The sequence below is a fragment of the Kitasatospora sp. NPDC086009 genome (genome assembly GCF_044540385.1).
GTDB lineage: Bacteria > Actinomycetota > Actinomycetes > Streptomycetales > Streptomycetaceae > Kitasatospora.
On record NZ_JBITSA010000002.1, the window covers coordinates 1 to 22,212 of the forward strand.

Here is a 22,212-nt window from a genome sequence, read left to right on the forward strand (position 1 = left end):
GTAGTAGGTGAGCGATGGGGTGACGCAGGAAGGTAGTCCAGCCCGGGCGGTGGTTGTCCCGGGGTAAGGGTGTAGGCCGAGTGATAGGCAAATCCGTCACTCATTAAGGCTGAGACCTGATGCCGAGCCGATTGTGGTGAAGTGGATGATCCTATGCTGTCGAGAAAAGCCTCTAGCGAGTTTCATGGCGGCCCGTACCCCAAACCGACTCAGGTGGTCAGGTAGAGAATACCGAGGCGTTCGGGTGAACTATGGTTAAGGAACTCGGCAAAATGCCCCCGTAACTTCGGGAGAAGGGGGGCCATTCCTGGTGATGAGTCTTGCACTCTGAGCTGGGGGTGGCCGCAGAGACCAGCGAGAAGCGACTGTTTACTAAAAACACAGGTCCGTGCGAAGCCGTAAGGCGATGTATACGGACTGACGCCTGCCCGGTGCTGGAACGTTAAGGGGACCGGTTAGCTTGGATTCGTCCGGGCGAAGCTGAGAACTTAAGCGCCAGTAAACGGCGGTGGTAACTATAACCATCCTAAGGTAGCGAAATTCCTTGTCGGGTAAGTTCCGACCTGCACGAATGGCGTAACGACTTCTCGACTGTCTCAACCATAGGCCCGGTGAAATTGCATTACGAGTAAAGATGCTCGTTTCGCGCAGCAGGACGGAAAGACCCCGGGACCTTTACTATAGCTTGATATTGGTGTTCGGTTCGGCTTGTGTAGGATAGGTGGGAGACTTTGAAGCAGCAACGCCAGTTGTTGTGGAGTCGTCGTTGAAATACCACTCTGGTCGTGCTGGATGTCTAACCTGGGTCCGTGATCCGGATCAGGGACAGTGTCTGGTGGGTAGTTTAACTGGGGCGGTTGCCTCCTAAAGAGTAACGGAGGCGCCCAAAGGTTCCCTCAGCCTGGTTGGCAATCAGGTGTTGAGTGTAAGTGCACAAGGGAGCTTGACTGTGAGACTGACGGGTCGAGCAGGGACGAAAGTCGGGACTAGTGATCCGGCGGTGGCTTGTGGAAGCGCCGTCGCTCAACGGATAAAAGGTACCCCGGGGATAACAGGCTGATCTTCCCCAAGAGTCCATATCGACGGGATGGTTTGGCACCTCGATGTCGGCTCGTCGCATCCTGGGGCTGGAGTAGGTCCCAAGGGTTGGGCTGTTCGCCCATTAAAGCGGTACGCGAGCTGGGTTTAGAACGTCGTGAGACAGTTCGGTCCCTATCCGCTGTGCGCGTAGGAGTGTTGAGAAGGGCTGTCCCTAGTACGAGAGGACCGGGACGGACGAACCTCTGGTGTGCCAGTTGTCCTGCCAAGGGCATGGCTGGTTGGCTACGTTCGGGAGGGATAACCGCTGAAAGCATCTAAGCGGGAAGCCTGCTTCGAGATGAGCACTCCCACCTCCTTGAGAGGGTAAGGCTCCCAGTAGACGACTGGGTTGATAGGCCGGATATGGAAGCCTCGTAAGGGGTGGAGTTGACCGGTACTAATAGGCCGAGGGCTTGTCCTCAGTTGCTCGCGTCCACTGTGTTGTTCTGAAACAACGACCCCCATGACATGGCCTGTCGTGGGTGCGGTTGACAGTTTCATAGTGTTTCGGTGGTCATAGCGTGAGGGAAACGCCCGGTTACATTCCGAACCCGGAAGCTAAGCCTCACAGCGCCGATGGTACTGCAGGGGGGACCCTGTGGGAGAGTAGGACGCCGCCGAACAATCATTCCAAAGAACCCCCCGATCCGTACGGATCGGGGGGTTCTTTGCGTTTCCGGACAAGGCGATCCCGGTCAGCCCGAAGAAATCCGGAGAGGCCCGGAGACCACCGTGCGGCCGAGGGCACCCGGGCCGTGGGGCGGCCGGCGGTGCCCCGGCCGGGCCGTTCCCGCCGTCAAAATGCCGCTAAAACTGCCTGATCAGCGGCCGGATCGCTGGAGAATCGCAGGCCACGCCGTAGTCTCCAAGGTGAGGGGAACACGTGTCCGGGGTGGTCCCCGGAACCGGCCGGATCAAGAATGGTGCACATGGGACGCGGCAGGCTGCGGATCTACCTCGGAGCGGCGCCCGGGGTCGGCAAGACGTACGCCATGCTCTCCGAGGCGCACCGGCGGCGGGAGCGCGGCACGGACGTGGTGGTCGGCTTCGTCGAGGACCACGGGCGGCGGCACACCGCGGAGCTCGTGGACGGCCTGGAGGTCGTCCCGCGCCGCGAGCTGGACCACCGGGGCGCCGCGTTCACCGAGATGGACCTGGACGCCGTACTGGCCCGCCGTCCGCAGGTGGTGCTCGTCGACGAACTCGCGCACACCAATGTGCCGGGCTCCCGCACCGCCAAGCGGTGGCAGGACGTCGAGGAGCTGCTGGCGGCCGGCATCGACGTCATATCGGCCGTGAACATCCAGCACCTGGAGTCGCTGGGCGACGTCGTCGAGGGGATCACCGGGGTCCGGCAGCGGGAGACCGTGCCGGACGAGGTGGTGCGGCGGGCCGACCAGCTCGAACTGGTCGACATGTCGCCCCAGGCCCTGCGCCGGCGGCTGGCCCACGGCAACGTCTACGCGCCGGAGAAGGTCGACGCGGCCCTCGCCAACTACTTCCGCCCCGGGAACCTGACCGCACTGCGCGAACTGGCCCTGCTCTGGACGGCCGACCGGGTCGACGAGTACCTCCAGAAGTACCGGGCCGAGCAGGGCATCAAGGGCACCTGGCAGGCGCGCGAGCGGATCGTGGTCGGCCTGACCGGTGGGCCGGAGGGGGCGACCCTGATCCGCCGGGCGGCCCGGATCGCGGCCCGCGGCTCCGGCGGCGAACTGCTCGCCGTCCACATCTCCCGCTCGGACGGACTGGCCGGCTCGGGATCCGGCTCCTCCCAGACGCTGATCGAGCAGCGGGCGCTGGTGGAGAACCTCGGCGGCAGCTTCCACGCGGTGCTCGCCGACGACCCCGCCGCCGGGCTGCTGGACTTCGCCCGCGGGGTGAACGCCACCCAGATCGTGCTGGGCACCAGCCGCCGGCCCGCCTGGCAGTACCTCTACGGCCCCGGCGTGGGCACCACGGTGACCAGGGCCTCCGGCGACATCGACGTGCACATCGTCACGCACGAGCAGGCCGCCAAGGGCCTGGGCCGGGTGCCGGTCCGCCGGGTCACCGACCTCGGCCGGTCGCGGACCGTCGCCGGCTGGCTGATCGGCCTGGGCGGCCCGCCGCTGCTGGCCCTGCTGCTGACCCACGTCGACGGCCTGGGGCTCTCCACCGACATGCTGCTGTTCCTGTCCCTGACGGTCTGCGCGGCGCTGGTCGGCGGTCTCTTCCCGGCGATCGGCGCGGCGCTGGTCGGATCCTCGGCGCTGAACTACTACTTCGCCCCGCCGATCCACACCTTCACCATCGACGAGCCGCAGAACATCATGGCGGTGGCGATCTTCACCGCCGTCGGCATCGCCGTCGCGTCCGTGGTGGACCTCGCGGCCCGGCGGACCCACCAGGCGGCCCGTAGCCAGACCGAGGCACAGACGCTCAGCGCGCTGGCCGGCACGGTGCTGCGGGGCGCGCCGAGCGGGGACGGCGTCCTGACCGCGCTGCTGGAGCAGGTCCGGGAGACGTTCCAGCAGGACGCCGCCGCGTTGCTGGAGCGCCCCGATCCGCTCGGGCCGTGGCAGTCGGTCGCCGCGGCCGGTCCGCGGCCGCCGCTGCGACCGGAGACCGCCGACGTGGACGTCCCGGTCGGCGACACGCTGGCGCTGGTGCTGCGCGGCCGGGTGCTGCCCGCCGAGGACCGCCGGCTGCTCGGCGCCTTCGCCGCCCAGGCGGCCGTGCTGCTGGAACGGCGCCGGCTGGCGGGGGAGGCCGTCGCGGCCCGGCGGGAGGCCGAGGGCAACCGGATCCGCACGGCGCTGCTCGCCGCCGTCTCGCACGACCTGCGGACCCCGCTGGCGGGCATCAAGGCCTCGGTCAGCTCGCTCCGCTCGGCGGACGTCGAGTGGGACGAGGCGGACGAGGCGGAGCTGCTGGAGGGGATCGAGGCGGGCGCCGACCGGCTCGACCACCTGATCAACAACCTGCTCGACATGAGCCGGCTGCAGACCGGCACCGTCACGCCGCTGATCCAGGAGACCGACCTGGACGAGGTGGTGCCCTTCGCCCTCGGCGGCGTGCCGCCGGAGGCCGTCCGGCTGGACGTCCCCGAGACGCTGCCGATGATCCGGGCCGACGGCGGGCTGCTGGAGCGCTCGCTGGCCAACCTGGTCGAGAACGCCGTCAAGTACAGCCCGACGGGCGTGAAGGTGCTGGTCAAGGCTGATGCCCTGCACCCGGTGGGCGGCCGGGGCCGGGTCGAGCTGCGGATCGTCGACCGGGGGCCAGGGGTGCCCGAGGACGCCAAGGAACGGATCTTCGCGCCGTTCCAGCGGTACGGGGACGCGCCGCGCGGGGCCGGGGTGGGCCTCGGGCTCGCGGTGGCGCGCGGCTTCGTCGAGGCGATGGACGGGACGGTCGCCGCCGAGGACACCCCCGGCGGCGGTCTCACCATGGTCGTCACCCTGCCGGCCGTGGACCGGCCGCCGGAGCCGGCGGAGCGGGCCGACCCGGTCGAGCGGCCCGGCCGGGACGGGCCGGCCGAGCAGGCCGGGGCGCCCGAACGAGCCGAGCGCCCCGGGCCGTCCGGGCACCCCGCGACGGCCGGGCCGGCCGACCGCCCGTCCCCCGTATGACCACCACCCTTCCGACTGCTGTGAAAGGCGGAGCCCGTATGACCCGGGTCCTCGTCGTGGACGACGAACCGCAGATCGTCCGCGCGCTGGTGATCAACCTCAAGGCCCGCAAGTACGAGGTCGACGCGGCCCACGACGGGGCGGGCGCCCTGGAGCTGGCCGCCGCCCGCCACCCCGACGTGGTGGTCCTCGACCTCGGCCTGCCCGACATGGACGGCGTCGAGGTGATCAAGGGCCTGCGCGGCTGGACCAGGGTGCCGATCATCGTGCTCTCGGCCCGGCACGCCTCCGACGAGAAGGTCGAGGCGCTCGACGCGGGCGCCGACGACTACGTCACCAAGCCCTTCGGCATGGACGAGCTGCTCGCCCGGATGCGCGCCGCCGTCCGCCGGGCCGAGCCGGTGGCCGGTGAGGACGACTCGCTGGTGGTCACCGAGAGCTTCACCGTCGACCTGGCGGCGAAGAAGGTCAACCGGGACGGCGCCGACATCCGCCTGACCCCCACCGAGTGGCACCTGCTGGAGGTGCTGGTCCGCAACGCCGGCCGGCTGGTCAGCCAGACCCAGCTGCTCCAGGAGGTCTGGGGCCCGGCGTACCGGACCGAGACCAACTACCTGCGGGTCTACCTCGCCCAGCTGCGGCGCAAGCTGGAGCGGGACCCTTCGCACCCGCGCCACTTCATCACCGAGCCGGGCATGGGCTACCGCTTCGAGGGTTGACCCCGAGGGCGCCCGGCCCCCCGGCCGCCGCCGCGGCCTGCCGCCACGGCTCGCAAAACCGGTACCCTTCCGACATGAGTGGTGACAACAGCAGCGACCAGCCGCAGGGCCGCTTCCGCCGCATGCTCAGCCGGCTGACCTCCTCCACGGAGGAGCTCCAGGCGGAGGAGCTGCGCCAGGAGATCGCGGCGGAGTCGGGCTGCACCCCGATCGCCAGTTGCGGGGACCGTCAACTGGTCACCGTCGCCGGCACCCTGCGAACGGTGACCCTCCGCCCGCGGGCTGGTGTGCCCGCGCTGGAGGCCGAGCTCTTCGACGGCACCGAGGCGCTGGACGTGGTCTGGCTCGGCCGGCGCTCCATCGCCGGCATAGAGCCCGGCCGCCGCCTGGTGGCCAGCGGCCGGATCGGCCACGCACGCGGGCGCCGCGTGCTGTTCAACCCCCGCTACGAACTGCGTCCGGTCGGACACGGGAGCGAATGAGCGTGAGCAACCACTCCGGCGGCGAGCCCGCCGCCCAGCTCGACCTGGTCGAGGCGGCTCCCGGCGAGGAGGAGGCCAGGCAGGCGGCCTCCCGCGAGGCCGCCTCCCGCGAGGCGGCCTCCCGTGAGGCCGCCGACACCGTGATGCAGGCCTTCGGCGGTGTCCGCGGCATGGTCGACATGACGCTGCCCGGCCTGGTCTTCATCGTCACGTACAACATCACCCACCAGGTCCCCGCGGCCGCCTGGGCCGCGCTCGGCCTGAGCGGGCTGTTCGTGGTGGCGCGGCTGGCCCGGCGGGAGACCGTCCAGCACGCCTTCAGCGGTGTCTTCGGGGTCGCCATCGGCGCCTGGATCTCCATGAAGACCGGCAAGGCGGAGAACTTCTACCTGCCCGGTCTGCTCTGGAGCGTCGGCTACTGCATCGGCCTGGCCGTCTCGGCACTGGTCCGCTGGCCGATGATCGGGCTGATGCTCGGCCCGATCACCGGCGAGATGTTCACCTGGCGCAAGCAGAACCCGGGCCGGCTCGCGGCCTACACCAAGGCCACCTGGGCCTGGGTGGTGATCATGGGCATCAAGCCGGTGATCCTCTTCCCGCTGTACTTCACCCACAACGTCAACCTGCTCGGCTGGCTGAAGGTCGCCCTGGGCATCCCGCCGATGCTGCTGGCGATGTACGTCACCTGGCAGATCCTGCTGAAGGCGCCGCCGCCCATCAAGGCGCAGCTGGACGAGGAGCCGGCCGGGGACGGGGCCGAGGCGCCGCCGGGCGACCGGTAGCGGCGGGGGAGCCCGCCGCCGGGACAACAGCAGCGGGGCCCGCACTCGGATCCGAGTGCGGGCCCCGCCGCCGTGTCAGCCGTGGCGTCCGTCGTCGGCCGGAGCCGCTACTGCGCGCCGGAGGTCGCGGAGAGCAGGTCCTCCAGCTCCTCCTCGCGCTCCTGGGCGGCCACGAAGAGCAGCTCGTCGCCGCCCTCCAGGGTGTCGTCCTTGCCCGGGGTGAGGACCCGGCCCTCGCGGATGATGGTGACCAGCGAGGTGTCCGGCGGCCAGGCCACGTCGCCCACACGGGTGCCGACCAGCTCGGTGTCCTCCGCCAGGGTCAGCTCGACCAGGTTGGCGTTGCCCTGGCTGAAGCGCATCAGCCGGACCAGGTCGCCGACGCTGACCGCCTCCTCGACCAGGGCGGACATCAGGCGCGGGGTGGAGACGGCGACGTCCACGCCCCAGGACTCGTTGAAGAGCCACTCGTTCTTGGGGTTGTTCACCCGGGCGACCACCCGCGGCACGCCGTACTCGGTCTTGGCGAGCAGCGAGACGACCAGGTTGACCTTGTCGTCACCGGTGGCGGCGATCACCACGTGGCAGCGCTGCAGCGCCGCCTCGTCCAGCGAGGTGATCTCGCAGGCGTCGGCCAGCAGCCACTCCGCCATGGGCACCCGCTCCACCGAGATGGAGTTCGGGTTCTTGTCGATCAGCAGGACCTCGTGGCCGTTCTCCAGCAGCTCGCTCGCGATCGAGCGGCCGACGGCACCGGCCCCGGCAATGGCGACGCGCATCAGTGACCCTCTTCCTTCGGCCCCTGGGCGAACGCGGCCTCGACGGCCGGCAGGTCGGCCCGGCGCGCCATGACGTGCACCAGGTCGCCCTCCTGCACCACCATCTGCGGCGTGGGCAGCACGCCCTCGCCGAGCCGGGTGACGAACGCCACCCGGGTGCCGGAGGCCTCCTCCAGCCCGCTGATCCGGTGGCCGACCCAGTGCGGGTCGTAGGCGACCTCGGCGAGCTGCACGGTGCCGCTCGGGTCCTGCCAGAGCGGCTCGGCGCCGCTCGGCAGCAGCCGGCGCAGCATCTGGTCGGCGGTCCAGCGGACGGTGGCCACCGTCGGGATGCCCAGGCGCTGGTAGACCTCGGCGCGCCGGGGGTCGTAGATCCGGGCCGCGACGTTCTCCACGCCGAAGTTCTCCCGGGCCACCCGGGCCGCGATGATGTTGGAGTTGTCACCGCTGGAGACGGCGGCGAACGCGCCGGCCTCCTCGATGCCCGCCTCCTTCAGGGTGTCCTGGTCGAAGCCGACGCCGGTGACCCGCCGGCCGTTGAATCCGGCGCCGAGGCGGCGGAACGCGGTCGGGTCCTGGTCGACCACGGCGACCGAGTGCCCCTGTTTCTCGAGTGCTCTGGCGAGGGCGGACCCCACGCGGCCGCAGCCCATGATGACGATGTGCACCGGCGCTACCTCACCCGTCCCGTTGGGTTCTTGACCTGCGCAAACACCGTTCGTCTTCCTTTCCCGCCCGGTCGCCCGGGGCGAGCGTGTTCGTGGGGCTGGGTACGACAACCTGAGTGTTGCCCGCCTGCTCGTATCCGACACGCTAGCCGGTCCACCGAACACAGTCGCGACGAAGGGGGGGCCATAAGTCGGACCTCGGGCCTAAGAGCCCCTACGATTCCTTAACGTGCCTATGCCGACTGACCTTCCGAAACGCATCCTGATCGGGCGTGCGCTGCGCAGCGACAAGCTCGGGGAAACGCTGCTCCCCAAGCGCATCGCGCTGCCCGTCTTCGCCTCGGACGCGCTCTCCTCGGTCGCGTACGCGCCCGAGGAAATCCTGCTGACGCTCTCCCTGGCGGGTGCCTCGGCCATTCATTTCTCCTGGCAGATCGGCGTCGTCGTCGCCGTCGTGATGCTCGCCGTGGTGGCCTCGTACCGGCAGAACGTGCACGCGTACCCGAGCGGCGGTGGCGACTACGAGGTCGCCACCGTGAACCACGGTCCCAACTCCGGCCTGGTGGTCGCCAGCGCCCTGATGGTCGACTACATCCTCACCGTGGCGGTCTCGACCACCTCCGGGGTGGCCAACGTGGTGTCCGCGGTGCCCTCGCTGCGCGGCCACGAGCTGACCCTGTCCGTGGTCGTGGTCATCGTGCTGATGGGCATGAACCTGCGCGGTGTCCGCGAGTCCGGCAGCGCCTTCGCCGTCCCGACGTACGCCTTCATGGTCGGCGTGCTCGGCATGGTGGTGTACGGCGTGGTCCGGCACTTCGGCCTGGGGCAGGACATCCCCGCCGAGAGCTCCGGGTTCCACCTGCAGGCCACGCCCGGCAACGAGTCGCTGGCCGGCTTCGCGATGGTGTTCCTGCTGCTCAAGGCGTTCTCCTCGGGCTGTGCCGCGCTGACCGGCGTCGAGGCGATCTCCAACGGTGTGCCGGCCTTCCGCAAGCCGAAGAGCAAGAACGCGGCGACCACGCTGCTGATGATGGCGTCCATCGCCGTGGTGATGTTCATGGGCATCATCTGGCTGGCCCGCCTCACCCATGTCCAGATGGCCGAGAACCCCGCCGAGCAGCTGGTCGGCGCGGGCGACGGCTACCACCAGAAGACCGCGCTGGCCCAGATCAGCGAGGCCGTCTTCTCCAACTTCACGCCCGGCTTCTACTTCGTGGCCGCCGTCACCGGCCTGATCCTGGTGCTGGCCGCCAACACCGCCTTCAACGGCTTCCCGGTGCTCGGCTCGATCCTGGCCCAGGACCGCTACCTGCCGCGCCAGCTGCACACCCGCGGCGACCGGCTGGCCTTCTCCAACGGCATCATCCTGCTGGCGCTGGCCGCGATCCTGTTCATCATCGCCTTCGACGCCGACCCCACCCGGCTGATCCAGCTGTACATCGTCGGCGTCTTCGTCTCCTTCAACATGAGCCAGTCCGGCATGATCCGGCACTGGACCAGGCACCTGCGCACCGAGACCGACCCCGCCAAGCGCCGCCACATGCAGCGCAGCCGGGCGATCAACGCCTTCGGCCTGGTGATGACCATGGCCGTGCTGATCGTCGTGCTCGCCACCAAGATCAGCCACGCCTGGATCGCGATCGCCGCGATGGTCGTGCTGTTCGTGATGATGAAGGCGATCCGCCGGCACTACGACCGGGTCTCCGAGGAGCTGGTCGCCGCCGAGGAGCCGGACGACGTGGTGCTGCCCACCCGGGTGCACGCCATCGTGCTGGTCTCCAAGCTGCACAAGCCGGCCCTGCGGGCCCTGGCGTACGCGCGGCTGGCCCGCGCCCACACGCTGGAGGCCGTCACCGTCAACGTCGACCCGGTGGACACCGCGGCGCTGCGGGCGGAGTGGGACGAGCGCGGCATCGAGGTGCCGCTGAAGGTGCTGGACTCGCCGTTCCGCGAGGTCACCGGGCCGGTCCTGGACTACGTCAAGAACCTGCGCCGCAGCAGCCCGCGCGACGTGGTCTCGGTCTACATCCCCGAGTACGTGGTCGGGCACTGGTACGAGCACCTGCTGCACAACCAGAGCGCGCTGCGCCTCAAGGGACGTCTGCTGTTCAAGCCCGGAGTGATGGTGACCTCGGTACCCTGGCAGCTGGAGTCCTCCGAACGGCGCAAGCCGCAGAAGGCCTGGTCGGCTCCCGGCGCCGTTCGTCGTGGTGAGCCGCGGGCGCCGAAGGCCGTAAAGTCGAAGGCCTCCGCACAGCCCGACGACACCGCTGACAGCAGCAAGGACTCCTCCCAGTGACCCGCAACACCCCGCCCCGCTCCAACGGCTCCAAGGGCTCGTCCTCGAAGGGGTCCTCCGCGAAGGGTGCCCGCAAGGGCGGCGCCGGCAAGCCCGGGCAGGTCGCCCGGCCGCGCTGGGGCAAGCCCGTGCGCCCGGCCGCCACCGACCGCGACGGCTTCACCGCGCAGACCGCCCCGCTCGCGCCGGGCGAGCGCGCCCCGGAGCCCGAGCCCGAGCGCCCGGCCCCCGCGCAGGCGCGCAAGGAGAAGCCGGCCGACCGGCCCAAGGGCGGGGACCGCCCGCGCAAGCAGGCCGTCCGCCCGCCGAAGGTGCTGCGCACGCCGCGCGCGCCGCGGGTCGAGGCCGCCCCCAGGGGGCCCGGCGGCGACCCGCTGGTCGGCGAGCGCTACGAGGTCGAGATCGGCGCCGTCGCGCACGGCGGCGGCCACTGCGTGGCGCGCCACGAGGGCCGGGTGCTGTTCGTCCGGCACGCGCTGCCGGGCGAGAAGGTCATCGCCCAGGTCACCGAGGGCACCACGAAGTCGCGCTTCCTGCGCGCCGACGCGGTGGAGATCCTGGAGCCCGCCAAGGACCGGATCGCCCCGCCCTGCCCGTTCTCCGGGCCGGGCAAGTGCGGCGGCTGCGACTGGCAGCACGTCACCCCGGGCGGGCAGCGCAAGCTGAAGGTGCAGGTGCTCACCGAGCAGCTGGCCAAGCTGGCGGGCCTCACCCCGGCCGAGGCGGGCTGGGACGGCACCGTCGAGCCGATCGGCGGCAAGCTGCCGGCCGGGCAGGTGCCGGCCTGGCGCACCCGGGTGCAGTACGCGGTGGACCAGGAGAGCGGCAAGGTCGGGCTGCGCAAGCACCGCTCGCACGACATCCAGCCGATCGACCGCTGCCTGATCGCCGCCGAGGGCGTCACGGAGCTGGGCGTCGAGGCCCGCGACTGGCCGGGCATCACCACCGTCGAGGTGATCGCCGCCGCGGGCTCCTCGGACCGCCAGGTCGTCCTCACCCCGGCGCCGGGCGCCCAGCTGCCGCTGGTCGAGCTGGACAAGCCGGTGTCGATCGCCCGGATCGACGAGCACGACAACATCCACAAGGTGCACGGCCGCTCCTTCGTCCGCGAGCGTGCGGCCGGCCGGACCTGGCGGGTCAGCAACGGCGGCTTCTGGCAGATCCACCCCGAGGCGCCGGACACCCTGGTCGACGCCGTGCTGGCCGGCCTGGACCCGCAGTGGGGCGAGAGCGCGCTCGACCTGTACTGCGGCGTGGGGCTGTTCGCGGGTGCGCTGGCCGACCGGGTCGGCGAGGAGGGCGCGGTGCTCGGCATCGAGTCCTCCAAGCAGGCCGTGGTCGACGCCCGGCACAACCTGGCGGTGCTGGACAACGTCCGGATCGAGTGCGACCGGGTGGAGACGCTGCTGCCGCGCACCGGCATCACCGCCACCGACCTGATCGTCCTGGACCCGCCGCGCGCGGGTGCCGGGCGGGAGACGGTGGCGCACCTGGCCGGGCTGTCGGCCCGCCGGATCGCCTACGTGGCCTGTGACCCGGCCGCGCTGGCCCGGGACCTCGGGTACTTCCGCGAGGGCGGCTACCGGCCGGTCTCGCTGCGGGCCTTCGACCTGTTCCCGATGACCCACCACTTCGAGTGCGTGGCGATCCTGGAGCCGATCGCGGCCTAGTCGGGGCTTCGCGGCCCTGGCGGTTCTCGCGCTTTCGCAGTGACGCGCAGGCGGTGTCCGGACGCTCCGGGTGCCGCCTGCCGTCGTCTGCGGGGGCGCTTCGGGGCGAGCGGGTTTGTCGGAACCGGGTGGTCGGCGCCGGTCCCCGGGTCAGCCGAAGGACACGCCCAGGCCGCCGGCCGGCCCGGTGCCGGCGGCGCTCTCGGCGGCCGCGCTCTCGTCGCCCGCGCTCTCGACGGCGGCCGGGGGCGCGGCCGGGGCCGGCATCGTCCCGGCGGGCAGGCCCTGGTCCCGCAGCCGGCAGCAGACCTCCTGGAGGAGGGCGATGCCGGGCTTCTCCAGGTCGTCCGCGGGCCAGACCACGCCGAAGTCGCAGGGCACCAGGCCCTCCACCGGGCGGTAGCGGACGTCCGGGCGGGGGAAGAGCTCGGCCGCCACGGCGGGCAGGAAGGCCGTCGCCCCGTCGAAGGAGACCGCGGAGAGCAGCGACTCCACCCGGGTGACCTGGTGGCCGGTGTAGCGGACCCGGGTGCCGTCGGGCCGCGGGTCCATCGCCCAGAAGCTCCGCTCGGAGGGGGAGACCTCCGGGGCGAGGCCGACCATCGGCCGGTCGGCGAGGTCCGCGAGCCGGAGCACCGGCTGCCGGGCCAGCGGGTCGGAGGCGGCCACGCAGACCAGCCGGGGCTCGGTGGTGAGGGGCTCGGCGTGGAAGCCCTCGGGCGCCGGCAGGTAGACGAAGGCGGCGTCGATCTTGCCGATCGCGAGGGCGGTGGTCTGCTCGACCAGGTCCAGGACGTGGAAGTCCACGTTCAGACCCGGGTGCAGGGTGGTGAGCGTGGCGATCACCCGGCGGGTGGCGGCCAGGGCGGCGGCGCAGTCGGTGAGCCCGAGCCGCAGGGTGGGCCCGTCGCCGTCGTCGGGCGAGTGCCGGGCGGCGTCGCGCAGCTCGTCCGCGGCGTCCACCACGTTCCGGACGAGCGGAAGCAGGGCATGCCCTAGAGGCGTCAACGTCACTCTTCTGCTCGTCCGGGTGAACAGCTGCACCCCCAGCCGGCGTTCGAGGGTGCGGATCTGCTGGCTGAGGGCGGGCTGGGTCAGGTAGAGCCGTGCGGCGGCGCGGCCGAAATGCAGCTCCTCGGCCAGCGTCAGCAGTGATCGCAGTTGGTGAACCGCCGGGTCGTCCACGCCGACCATCGCCGTTGCCTCCCATCGCCCCGGAGCTGGCTCCGCCATCCATCAATCATGCTAATCGATGGAGGATTGCGCGGAGCCTTGCGCGCGAGGGAAGCTGACAACGCCTCAGCGAGATCGCGGGAGAATCCGGTACGGCGTGGTCGGGGTGGCCGAAAACCGGCCGGCCGCTTCTTTCGGCGGGCCCTGATCCACCCGCGCACGCGGAGGCGCAGTCGTCGTTTCGGCGAGAACGGCCGTCGGGGGCCGGGCGTCCACTGGGCACGACCGATCCCGAGGCTCCCGCCGGGAACCACCGAGCACCATCCCAGAAGCGGTTCCGTGCCGCCCGGCGCGGACACGAATTCAGGAGCGGTGAAATGAGTGTGCAGACAGGAATTCCACCCGAGTCCGCCACGTGCGGAGTGCATGATTCCGGCTTCGCGCCCGAACGGGAATGTTGTCTGGAGGAGTGTTGAACCACAACACCACGGGGGAGCCGTCCGCCCGGACGGCATCGGCGCGAGTACTCGAACTGCTCTACCGGTACCAGCGGATCGACGAGGCGCTGGCGGCCGAACCGACCGGACCGGCCGGACCGGAGGAGCCCGGCGGGACGTCGGGGAACGCGCGCTGCGACGCGTGTTCCGAGGTCCACCGGGCCAAGATGGAGCGCTTCACCGCGCGCGACGAGCCCATCCACTTCGTCGTGCCGGCGTTTCCGGCGAAGTCCCCGAACCAGGGCAAGGTGCTCGGCGCGCTGCCGGACCTCGGTGAGCACCTGGCGGTCGGCTTCCTGCAGTCGCTCTGCGACTACGTGCGGCACTTCTACGCGCCCGGCGCCCGGGTCACGATCTGTTCGGACGGCCATGTCTTCGGCGACGTCGTCGGGGTGACCGACGGGGCGGTGACCGCCTACCGGCAGGCCCTCGCGGACATGATCGGCGCCTCGCACTGGTCGGCGCTGGACCTCTACGGCCTGGACGACGCGTTCGGCAGCCTCGACTACCCGAAGATGCGGCGCGTGCTGGAGGAGAACTACTCCGCGACGCTGGACGAGCTCAAGGAGAACGTCCGCACCGACCGGAACACGCGTGCGCTGTTCAACGGGATCCACCGCTTCATGTTCGAGGACGCGGTGGCGCGCCAGGGCGGCGGGACGACCCGGAACCAGCTCCGGAAGAACTCCAAGGACGCCGCCTACCAGACCATTCTCCGCAGCAACGCGTGGAGCCGGCTGGTCGCCGAGAAGTTCCCCGACGCGATACGCCTCTCGATACACCCGCAGCCGCCGCACTCGGAGAAGTTCGGGCTCCAGCTCATGCCGACCAGGGACGGCTGGCTGACCCCGTGGCACGGCGTGGTGCTCGACGACGGCGTCAGCCGGTACCTGGTCAAGCGGTGGGACGCGGAGAACCTCCAGGCCTCCGTCGTCTGGCGGGACGGCCGGCCGAGCCATTTCGTCGCCCCGCACCTCGCCGCCCGCCCGTAGGGAAAGCCCGTCCCAGAAAGGAGGACAACGCGCCATGACGACTTCCATTCCCTCGGCCGCGGAGCTGCGCCACATTCCGCTCCGGCCGTTCGGCCGCGTGGTCGAGGCTCCCGGCGGAAATGCCCGGATCGGCGACATTCCGGTGGACACGCTCGCCCGCTGGACCGAGGAATCGCGGGTCCTGGTGCTCCGCGGATTCTCGTTGCTCGGAAAGCAGGAATTCGCCGACTACTGCCGGCGATGGGGTGAGGTCCTGAAGTGGGAGCCGGGCGAGGTCATCGACCTGGTGGTCGAGGAAAATCCCCGGAACTACCTGTTCGCCAGCGGCGACGTGCCGTTCCACTGGGACGGTGCCTTCGTCGAGGCCGATCCGCGGTACTTCTTCTTCCAGTGCCTGGACGCGACCGCGGGGGCCGGCGGGGAGACCGTCTTCTCCGACACCACCGCCGTCTACCGGGACGCCGACCCCGAACTGCGCGACCTCTGGGCGCGGATCAGCGTCACCTACACCACCGAGAAGATGGTGCACTACGGCGGCGAGGTCACCGAGCGGCTGGTCGCCCAGCACCCCGGGACCGGGGTGCCCGTGCTGCGCTTCGCCGAGCCGCTGGACCCGGCGGTCTACAAGAACCCGGTGTCCGTCCACGTCGACGGCGTCGACGGCGCGCAGGCCGAGGAGTTCATCGCCTCGATGGCGGAGCGGCTGCACCGGCCCGCCTACTGCTACGCGCACGACTGGCGCCGGGGCGACATCGTGATCGCCGACAACATCGCGCTGGTGCACGGGCGCAACGCCTTCACCGGGCCGACCTCCCGCCATCTGCAGCGGGTCGAGGTCATCTGAGGCGTCCCGGGCCGGCTCCCGCCCGCGGGGCCGAACCCGCCGACGGCTTCCGTCACCCGTCACCCGTCATCACCCGTCATCACCCGTCAACGCCGGGAGGCCGGCACTTCCGGCACAGGTGGAGCGAGAACATGAGTATCGGCATTGTGGGAACCGGGATCTCCGGTCTTCATCTGGCGTTGAGGCTACGGCAGTTCGGCATCCACGCCACCCTGTACACGGCCCAGGGGCCCGACGACATCCGCAGCGGTCCGCCGCTGAACTTCGTCACTCGATTCGACTCCACCCGGGAACGGGAATCCGCGCTCGGCGTCACCGAATGGTCGTCGCCGGCGTACGACAACGCGTGGATGCACCTCCACCTGGAAGGCCCGGACGGGTTCTCGTTCCGCGGCCGGCTGCCGAAGCCGGCCAGCTCCGTCGACTTCCGGATGTACCTCGCCGCGCTGCTGGAGGAGTTCCAGCGGCGCGGCGGGGACCCGGTCCACCTCAGGGTGGCCGACCGGGCCGGACTGGACCGGCTGGCCGAACGCCACGAGCTGGTGGTCGTGGCGGCCGGCCGGGGCGCGCTCACCGACGTCTTCCCCCGGGACGAGGCCCGCTCGCCCTACCGCTCGGCGCCGCGCCGGCTGGCCGGCGGCCTGTTCCACGGGGTCCGTCCGCCGGAGCCGGCCGGTATGACGATGCACATGGTCCCGGGGGCCGGGGAGATCCACGCCCCCACCTACCACTCCTTCGCCGGGCAGGTGACGGCCGTGCTCGTCGAGGCCGTTCCGGACGGCCCGTTCGCGGAGCTGACCGGCCGGGACCACCGCGGTGACCCGGACGGGTTCGCCAAGGAGGTCCTCGCCCTGGTCACCGCCCACGCGCCCGCCCTGCGGGAGCGCGTGGACGAGCAGGACTTCGCGCTGGCCCGGCCGGTGGACCTGCTCCAGGGCGCCGTCGTCCCGGTGGTCCGCCGGGGCTGGGCCGCGCTGGCCGGCGGCCGGTACGCGCTGGCCGTCGGCGACGCCTGGATCGCCAACGACCCGCTCACCGCCCAGGGCGCCAACCTCGGCTCCGAGCTGGCCTTCCTCCTCGCCGACGTGCTGCGCGACCACACCGGCCGCTACGACGAGGCGTTCTGCCGCGCCGCCTCCGAGCGGATGTGGCAGCGCGCCCAACCCGTCGTCGACTTCACCAACCTCTTCATCGGCCCGCCGCCGGCGCACCTGGGCACCCTGCTCGGCGCCGCCGCGGCCGACCAGCGGGTGGCCGACGCCTTCGTCGCCCACCTCGACCGGCCGGCCGCCATGTGGCGCGGCCTCGCCAGCCCCGGAGGCACCGACGCGTTCATCGCCCGGGCCCAGACCGTGAGGAGCGCAGCATGAGTGTCGAGGTCGGCCTGGTCTGGGACGCGGTCGGGCGGGTCGAGGACGGACGGGGGCTGCTGCACCTCGCCCGGCAGGCCGGGCTGGACACCTTCCTGGTCTTCGACCACCTGATGAACGTCTTCCCCCGGCAGGCCTGGGACACCGACTTCAGCCACGTCGCGGCGGGCCTGCCGACCCCGGACCGCTGCCTGGACTTCGCGACCGTGCTGGGCAACTTCGCCCCGCAGGCCGGCCCGGTCCGGCTCGCCATCGGCGTGACCGACCCGCACCGGCGCCACCCCGCGGTGCTCGCGCAGACCGCGCTGACCCTCGCCCAGCTCACCGACCGGGCACCCGTCCTCGGCATCGGCGCGGGAGCGCTGGAGAACCTCGTGCCGTACGGCGTGCCGCACGACCACCAGGTGGACCGGGTCGAGGAGGCGCTGCGCGTGCTGCGCCTGCTCTTCTCCGGGGAGGGCCCGCACGACTTCCGCGGCCACCACTTCACCCTCGACCGGGCGCTCATCACCCCCGCCCCCGAGGGCCGCACGCCCCGGATCTGGCTCGGCGCCAACCGCCCGCGGATGCTCACCCTGGCCGGCCGCTACGCCGACGGCTGGCTCCCGTCCGAGCTGATGGCCCCCGACGAGTACGCCCGGCGGCTCGACACGGTGCGCGCCGCCGCCGTCGACGCCGACCGCGACCCCGACACCATCGTCGCCGCGGGCGGCGTCCCGATCGTGGTGGCGGAGACCGACGCTGCCGCGCAGGAACTGCTGCGGGCCACCCCGATCCGCTTCCTCGCGCTGCACGCGGGCGCTCGGGCCTGGCGGCGGCACGGCGCCGCCCACCCCTTCGGCGAGGACTACCGCGGCCTGGTCGAACTGCTGCCGCACCTGCTCACCCGCGCCGAGGTGGAGCGGGCGCTCGCGGTGGTGCCCGACGAGGTGGTGGCCGACCAGGTCATCGCCGGCAGCCGGGAGACGGTGCTCAAGCGGATCGGCGAACTGCTCGACGCCGGTATGCGCCACCCCATGCTGATCCCCGCCTCGGCGCTGGCCTCGCCGGAGGCGGCCGGCTACACGATCGAGTCGATCGGCTGGCTCGCCGCCCGGCTGCGCTCCGACGCCGGCCCGGGTGGCGGTCCCGGCTCCGGCTCCGGCCCGGCCACCGCGGCGGTGTCCTCGTGACCGGCGTGGGCATCGTCGGGTCCGGCATCTCCGGCCTGCAACTGGCGCTGCGCCTCCAGCAGTCCGGCGTCCCGGCGACGGTGTACTCGGAGCACGGCATCGAGGGGCTCAAGGGCGGACCGCCGCGCAACTTCCCCGCCCGGTTCGGGCCGACCCAGCAACGGGAGCGGGAACTCGGCGTCCACGAATGGGAGTTCGCCGACGCGCAGGTGCGGCACTGGGCGGTCACCATGCACACCGGCGAGCCGCGGCCGCTGGAGTTCCTGGCCGCCCTGCGGCCGCCGTCCAGCGTGGTCGACTTCCGGATCTACCTGCCCCGGCTGCTCGGCGCCTTCGTCGACCGCGGCGGCGAACTGGTGACCGGCGACCACCCGGTCGAGGAACTCGCCCGGCACCACGACCTGTTGGTCGTCGCCAACGGCAACCGGTCGGTGCGCCGGCTCTTCCCGGCCGACCCGGCCCGCTCGCCGTACAGCACGCCGCAGCGGGTGATCTGCGCCGGGATCTACGTCGGGATCGACGAGGAGGTGCCGCACTCGCTCGACATCCACTTCCTGCCCGGCGCCGGCGAGATCCTGCGACTGCCCTTCTACTCCCCGGCCGGCCGGGCCGACGTCCTCGCCTTCGAGGCCGTCCCCGGCGGCCCGCTGGAGTCCGCCGGCCACGTCGACGCCGACGCCGACCCGGCGGGCTTCCACCGGCACGTGCTGGACCTGGTCGCCGCGCACGCCCCGGGTCTGCGCGAGCGGATCGACACCGCCGGCTTCGCGCTGACCGCGCCGGGCGAGCTCGCCCGGGGCGCCATCACCCCGGTGGTCCGCCGGGGCTGGGCCCGGCTCGACGACGGCACCTGCGCGCTGGCGGTCGGCGACGCCTGGATCACCAACGACCCGCTCACCGCCCAGGGCGCCAACCTCGGCTCGCACACCGCCTTCGCGCTGGCCGAGCTGATCAGCCGGCACCGGGGGCGCTACGACGAGGAGTTCTGCCGCGACGCGTCCGCGCGCCTGTGGGAGCACGCGCGCCACGTCGTGGAGTGGAGCAACGCCTTCCTCGCCGGACCCCCGCCGCACGTCGGCGCGCTGTTCGGGCGGGCCGCGGTCGACCGGCGGGTCGCCGACGCCTTCGTCGGCAACTTCAACGACCCGGTCGCGATGTGGCGGGCGCTGTCCACCCCGGACGGCGTGAGCGCCTTCCTCGCCGACTGCGAACGGACCGCGCCGGCCGCCGCCGCGAGCGGTACCACGACCACCGAAGGAGCGCGATGACCTTCCCCGACATGGCCCGGGACGAGAAGGGCCGGCTGATCCCCGAGTCCGAACAGACCGCGGTGTGGCTGCTCGGCGGCCTGGCCCAGATACGGGTGCCCGGCGAGGCGACGGGCAACGCCTTCACCGTCGTGCAGCACACCGGCAACCGCGGCTACAACACGCCGCTGCACATCCACGACTACGAGGACGAGGTCTTCATGGTCCTGGACGGCACGCTGCGCATGATCTGCGACGGGCAGGAGCTCGTCGCCGAGGCCGGCAGCACGATGATCGTGCCGCGGACCGTTCCGCACGGCTTCGTGACGACCTCGCCGAACGCCCGCTTCCTCACCATCCACTCCACGCCCCAGCCGGACCGCAGGCCGCAGTTCGACCTGTTCCTGAAGGCGGAGATCCCGCACGCCCGGGCCCTGACGCTGCCCACCGAGGACGTGGGCGGCCCCGACCTCGACCACATCATCGCGCTGGGCACCACGTACGCGTACCGCTACGCGGGCCCGCCGCCCGCCCCCTGACGGCCGCTCCGGCCCCTCGGCCGGCCGGCCAACGCTCCCGTTCCGACAGAAGAGACACCATGTCGTTGAAGCTCCTTTCCCTGATGCTGTGCGTGTTCGGCATCACCACCGGCGAGTTCGTCATCGCCGGCATCCTGCCGGACGTCGCCTCCGACCTCGACGTGTCGATCCCCGCGGCCGGGCTCCTGGTCACGGCGTACGCCATCGGAATGATCATCGGCGGTCCGGTGCTCACCGCGCTGACCGCCCGGTACCCGCGCAAGCCGCTCATCGTCGGCCTGCTCGTCATCGTGATCGTCGGCAACGTCGCCTCGGCGCTGGCACCCGCGTACGCGGTGCTGTTCGTCGCGCGCGTCGTCACCGCGCTGGTGACCGCCACGTTCTTCGCGAACGCGATCGTGATCGCCGCGTCCACGGCCCCGGAGGGCAAGCAGGCCTCGACCGTGTCCAAGCTGGTCTTCGGGATGAACCTCTCGATGATGCTCGGCGCGCCCATCGGCACCTTCATCGGCGACCACTTCGGCTGGCGCGCCACCTTCGCGGTGATCGCCGCGGTCTGCCTGGTCGGCCTGGTCCTGGTGCTGCCGCTGGTGCCGGACGTGGCGGCCTCCACCACCAGCGCGGTGGCGGAGCTGCGGGTGTTCCGCAACCGCAACGTCCAGCTGGCGATCGGCATCACCGCCGTCGCCAACATGGGCCTGCTGATGGTGTTCACCTACTTCTCGCCGCTGCTCACCGACCTGACCGGCTTCGCCGACGGGGCCGTCCCGCTGCTGCTGCTGGCGTACGGGGTGGGCGCGGCGGCCGGCAACTTCGTCGGCGGCTGGCTCTCCGACCGCTCCCTGATGGCCTCCCAGGTCGGCCTGCTGGGCCTGCTCACCGGGGGCCTGCTGGTGATGTGGGCGGTCAGCGGCGGCACCGTGCTCACCGCGGTGATGGTCTTCGTGATCGGGGCGCTGGGCTTCTCCGTGATCCCCGGCATGCAGACCCGGGTGCTGACCACCGCCAGCTCGGCGCCGACCCTGGCGATCGCGGTGAACGCCTCCGGCTACCAGCTCGCGGCCGCCCTGGCCGGCTGGCTGGGCGGCCGGGTCATCGACGGCCCGGGCCTGCGCTCGGTCTACCTCGCGGCCGCCGGGGTCACCGTCCTCGGCATCCTGCTCAGCGCCTACGCCTGGCACCGGGACCGCACCGGTGGCGGCAAGGCGGTCGGGGCCGGTGCCGAGGAGCGGACGGCCGAGACCTCGCCGGCCTGACACCTCCGCCCGGCGGGGCCGCGGCCGGTGCGCCGGCCGGCCCCGCCCGGTCCGCTTCGCCCGGCCCCGTGCGGGGGCCGGGAGTCCCGCCGGGGCCACCCGGCCGTCACTTCACGAGGGGCAACCATGGGTCGTGATTCCGTCCTGGTCACCGGCGACTGGGCCGAGCGCCGGCTCGGCACCGCCGGAGTGGTCTTCGTCGAGACCGGCAACGAGGACACCGAGTACCGCAAGGGCCATCTGCCGGGCGCCGTCTGGATCAACTGGAGCGAGTTCCAGGACCACCTGCGGCTCGGCGTCGTCGGCCGGGCCGGATTCGAGCGGCTGATGCGGGCCAAGGGCATCGGCGAGGAGGACACCGTGGTGGTGTACTCGGCCAACGCCAACCTGCTGGCCACCCAGGTCTACTGGTACCTCACCCTCTACGGCCACCGGTCCGTGCGGCTGCTGGACGGCGGCCGCCGCAAGTGGGAGCTGGACGGTCGCCCGCTGACCACCGCGTCGCCCGGCCGCCCGCCCACCGGTTACCTGGTCACCGACCCCGACCCGTCCGTCCGGGCGACCCGGGACGACGTCCTGGCCGGCATCGGGCAGCGCAACATCATCGACGTCCGGAGCCCGGAGGAGTACTCCGGACTGGTCTTCGCGCCCGGCTTCGCCGGGGAGGCCTTCGCGACCGGCCACAACCCGCACGAGGTGGCCCAGCGCTCCGGCCACGTCCCGGGCGCGGTCCACCTGCCCTGGCAGGAGGTCGTCGGCGAGGACGACACCTTCCGCTCCGACGAGGAGCTCGGCCGGCGGTTCGCCGCGCTGGAACCCGCCCGCGGCACCATCACCTACTGCTGGGTCGGGGCCCGCTCCGCGCACTCCTGGTTCGTCCTGCGCGAACTGCTGGGCTGGCCGGACGTCCGCAACTACGACGGCTCCTGGGCCGAGTACGGGTCGCTGATCGGCGCGCCGGTCGAACGCGGCACCCCCGGCGACTGAGCCACCCCCGCCCCTCTCCTCCCCGACCCACCGCACGCCCCT

17 protein-coding genes and 2 rRNA genes are annotated in these 22,212 nt (G+C 71.7%); 16 read left to right on the plus strand and 3 right to left on the minus strand.

Annotation, left to right across the window (positions count from 1 at the left end; genetic code table 11):
• The 6 genes from ACIF6L_RS05685 to ACIF6L_RS05710 form a co-directional block, all read left to right on the plus strand.
• Positions 1-1,501 (plus strand): 23S ribosomal RNA (locus ACIF6L_RS05685); the annotation flags it as partial.
• Positions 1,502-1,586: 85 nt separating this feature from the next.
• Positions 1,587-1,703, plus strand: a 5S ribosomal RNA gene (rrf, locus tag ACIF6L_RS05690).
• A gap of 306 nt (positions 1,704-2,009) precedes the next feature.
• Positions 2,010-4,694, plus strand: a complete 2,685-nt coding sequence (locus ACIF6L_RS05695) for an ATP-binding protein (RefSeq protein ID WP_396487097.1) — start codon at positions 2,010-2,012, stop codon at positions 4,692-4,694.
• 38 nt (positions 4,695-4,732) lie between these two features.
• Complete coding sequence (locus tag ACIF6L_RS05700; RefSeq protein WP_329487688.1) at positions 4,733-5,413, plus strand: response regulator; 681 nt, start codon at positions 4,733-4,735, stop codon at positions 5,411-5,413.
• Between the two features lie 74 nt (positions 5,414-5,487).
• Positions 5,488-5,895, plus strand: a complete 408-nt coding sequence (locus tag ACIF6L_RS05705; protein ID WP_329487687.1) for an OB-fold nucleic acid binding domain-containing protein — start codon at positions 5,488-5,490, stop codon at positions 5,893-5,895.
• Between the two features lie 2 nt (positions 5,896-5,897).
• Positions 5,898-6,677 carry a DUF3159 domain-containing protein gene (locus ACIF6L_RS05710; RefSeq protein WP_396487094.1) on the plus strand — a complete coding sequence of 260 codons (780 nt, stop codon included), beginning with the start codon at positions 5,898-5,900 and terminating at the stop codon, positions 6,675-6,677.
• A gap of 107 nt (positions 6,678-6,784) precedes the next feature.
• On the opposite strand, the gene ACIF6L_RS05715 is transcribed toward ACIF6L_RS05710, so the two are convergent.
• Complete coding sequence (locus tag ACIF6L_RS05715) at positions 6,785-7,456, minus strand: TrkA family potassium uptake protein (protein WP_329487685.1); 672 nt, start codon at positions 7,454-7,456, stop codon at positions 6,785-6,787.
• Positions 7,456-8,124 (minus strand): TrkA family potassium uptake protein, encoded by a 669-nt coding sequence (locus ACIF6L_RS05720; RefSeq protein WP_329487684.1) that lies wholly within the window; start codon positions 8,122-8,124, stop codon positions 7,456-7,458. Before ACIF6L_RS05720 ends, ACIF6L_RS05715 begins: the two co-directional genes overlap by 1 nt.
• A gap of 229 nt (positions 8,125-8,353) precedes the next feature.
• Between ACIF6L_RS05720 and ACIF6L_RS05725 the strand changes: the two genes are divergently transcribed.
• Positions 8,354-10,423 carry an APC family permease gene (locus ACIF6L_RS05725; protein ID WP_329487683.1) on the plus strand — a complete coding sequence of 690 codons (2,070 nt, stop codon included), beginning with the start codon at positions 8,354-8,356 and terminating at the stop codon, positions 10,421-10,423.
• Positions 10,424-10,737: 314 nt separating this feature from the next.
• On the plus strand, positions 10,738-12,093 hold the full coding sequence (locus ACIF6L_RS05730; protein ID WP_329492100.1) for a class I SAM-dependent RNA methyltransferase: 1,356 nt from the start codon (positions 10,738-10,740) through the stop codon (positions 12,091-12,093).
• Positions 12,094-12,243: 150 nt separating this feature from the next.
• Here ACIF6L_RS05730 and ACIF6L_RS05735 read toward each other — a convergent pair whose 3' ends face one another.
• Positions 12,244-13,326, minus strand: coding sequence for a LysR substrate-binding domain-containing protein (locus ACIF6L_RS05735; protein WP_396487091.1), 1,083 nt, complete (start codon positions 13,324-13,326; stop codon positions 12,244-12,246).
• Between the two features lie 412 nt (positions 13,327-13,738).
• Here ACIF6L_RS05735 and ACIF6L_RS05740 point away from each other — a divergent pair, with 412 nt between their 5' ends.
• From ACIF6L_RS05740 to ACIF6L_RS05775, 8 genes are all read left to right on the plus strand, one after another.
• On the plus strand, positions 13,739-14,755 hold the full coding sequence (locus tag ACIF6L_RS05740; protein WP_329487681.1) for an isocyanide synthase family protein: 1,017 nt from the start codon (positions 13,739-13,741) through the stop codon (positions 14,753-14,755).
• Between the two features lie 34 nt (positions 14,756-14,789).
• Positions 14,790-15,599 (plus strand): TauD/TfdA family dioxygenase, encoded by an 810-nt coding sequence (locus ACIF6L_RS05745; protein ID WP_359809404.1) that lies wholly within the window; start codon positions 14,790-14,792, stop codon positions 15,597-15,599.
• A 131-nt stretch (positions 15,600-15,730) separates the two neighbouring features.
• Positions 15,731-16,969: a styrene monooxygenase/indole monooxygenase family protein gene (locus ACIF6L_RS05750; protein WP_396487090.1), complete on the plus strand. Its 1,239-nt coding sequence runs from the start codon at positions 15,731-15,733 to the stop codon at positions 16,967-16,969.
• Positions 16,966-18,141: an LLM class flavin-dependent oxidoreductase gene (locus tag ACIF6L_RS05755; protein WP_329487678.1), complete on the plus strand. Its 1,176-nt coding sequence runs from the start codon at positions 16,966-16,968 to the stop codon at positions 18,139-18,141. Before ACIF6L_RS05750 ends, ACIF6L_RS05755 begins: the two co-directional genes overlap by 4 nt.
• Positions 18,138-19,409: a styrene monooxygenase/indole monooxygenase family protein gene (locus ACIF6L_RS05760; RefSeq protein ID WP_396487088.1), complete on the plus strand. Its 1,272-nt coding sequence runs from the start codon at positions 18,138-18,140 to the stop codon at positions 19,407-19,409. The genes ACIF6L_RS05755 and ACIF6L_RS05760 overlap by 4 nt, the downstream gene beginning before the upstream one ends.
• Positions 19,406-19,927, plus strand: coding sequence for a cupin domain-containing protein (locus ACIF6L_RS05765; protein ID WP_329487676.1), 522 nt, complete (start codon positions 19,406-19,408; stop codon positions 19,925-19,927). Before ACIF6L_RS05760 ends, ACIF6L_RS05765 begins: the two co-directional genes overlap by 4 nt.
• A 59-nt stretch (positions 19,928-19,986) precedes the next feature.
• Positions 19,987-21,183, plus strand: a complete 1,197-nt coding sequence (locus tag ACIF6L_RS05770) for an MFS transporter (RefSeq protein ID WP_329487675.1) — start codon at positions 19,987-19,989, stop codon at positions 21,181-21,183.
• A 126-nt stretch (positions 21,184-21,309) separates the two neighbouring features.
• Entirely contained in the window at positions 21,310-22,170 is an 861-nt protein-coding gene (locus ACIF6L_RS05775; RefSeq protein WP_396487086.1) for a sulfurtransferase, read from the plus strand.
• Positions 22,171-22,212 lie beyond the last annotated feature (42 nt).

Bases quoted from the DNA above. Each gene is read 5' to 3' on its own strand.
- ACIF6L_RS05770 (WP_329487675.1), top strand. From the start codon at position 19,987: ATGTCGTTGAAGCTCCTTTCCCTGATGCTGTGCGTGTTCGGCATCACC.
- ACIF6L_RS05695 (WP_396487097.1), top strand. From the start codon at position 2,010: ATGGGACGCGGCAGGCTGCGGATCTACCTCGGAGCGGCGCCCGGGGTC.
- ACIF6L_RS05775 (WP_396487086.1), top strand. From the start codon at position 21,310: ATGGGTCGTGATTCCGTCCTGGTCACCGGCGACTGGGCCGAGCGCCGG.
- ACIF6L_RS05705 (WP_329487687.1), top strand. From the start codon at position 5,488: ATGAGTGGTGACAACAGCAGCGACCAGCCGCAGGGCCGCTTCCGCCGC.
- ACIF6L_RS05750 (WP_396487090.1), top strand. From the start codon at position 15,731: ATGAGTATCGGCATTGTGGGAACCGGGATCTCCGGTCTTCATCTGGCG.
- ACIF6L_RS05745 (WP_359809404.1), top strand. From the start codon at position 14,790: ATGACGACTTCCATTCCCTCGGCCGCGGAGCTGCGCCACATTCCGCTC.
- ACIF6L_RS05735 (WP_396487091.1), bottom strand. From the start codon at position 13,326: ATGGCGGAGCCAGCTCCGGGGCGATGGGAGGCAACGGCGATGGTCGGC.
- ACIF6L_RS05755 (WP_329487678.1), top strand. From the start codon at position 16,966: ATGAGTGTCGAGGTCGGCCTGGTCTGGGACGCGGTCGGGCGGGTCGAG.
- ACIF6L_RS05700 (WP_329487688.1), top strand. From the start codon at position 4,733: ATGACCCGGGTCCTCGTCGTGGACGACGAACCGCAGATCGTCCGCGCG.
- ACIF6L_RS05765 (WP_329487676.1), top strand. From the start codon at position 19,406: ATGACCTTCCCCGACATGGCCCGGGACGAGAAGGGCCGGCTGATCCCC.
- ACIF6L_RS05715 (WP_329487685.1), bottom strand. From the start codon at position 7,456: ATGCGCGTCGCCATTGCCGGGGCCGGTGCCGTCGGCCGCTCGATCGCG.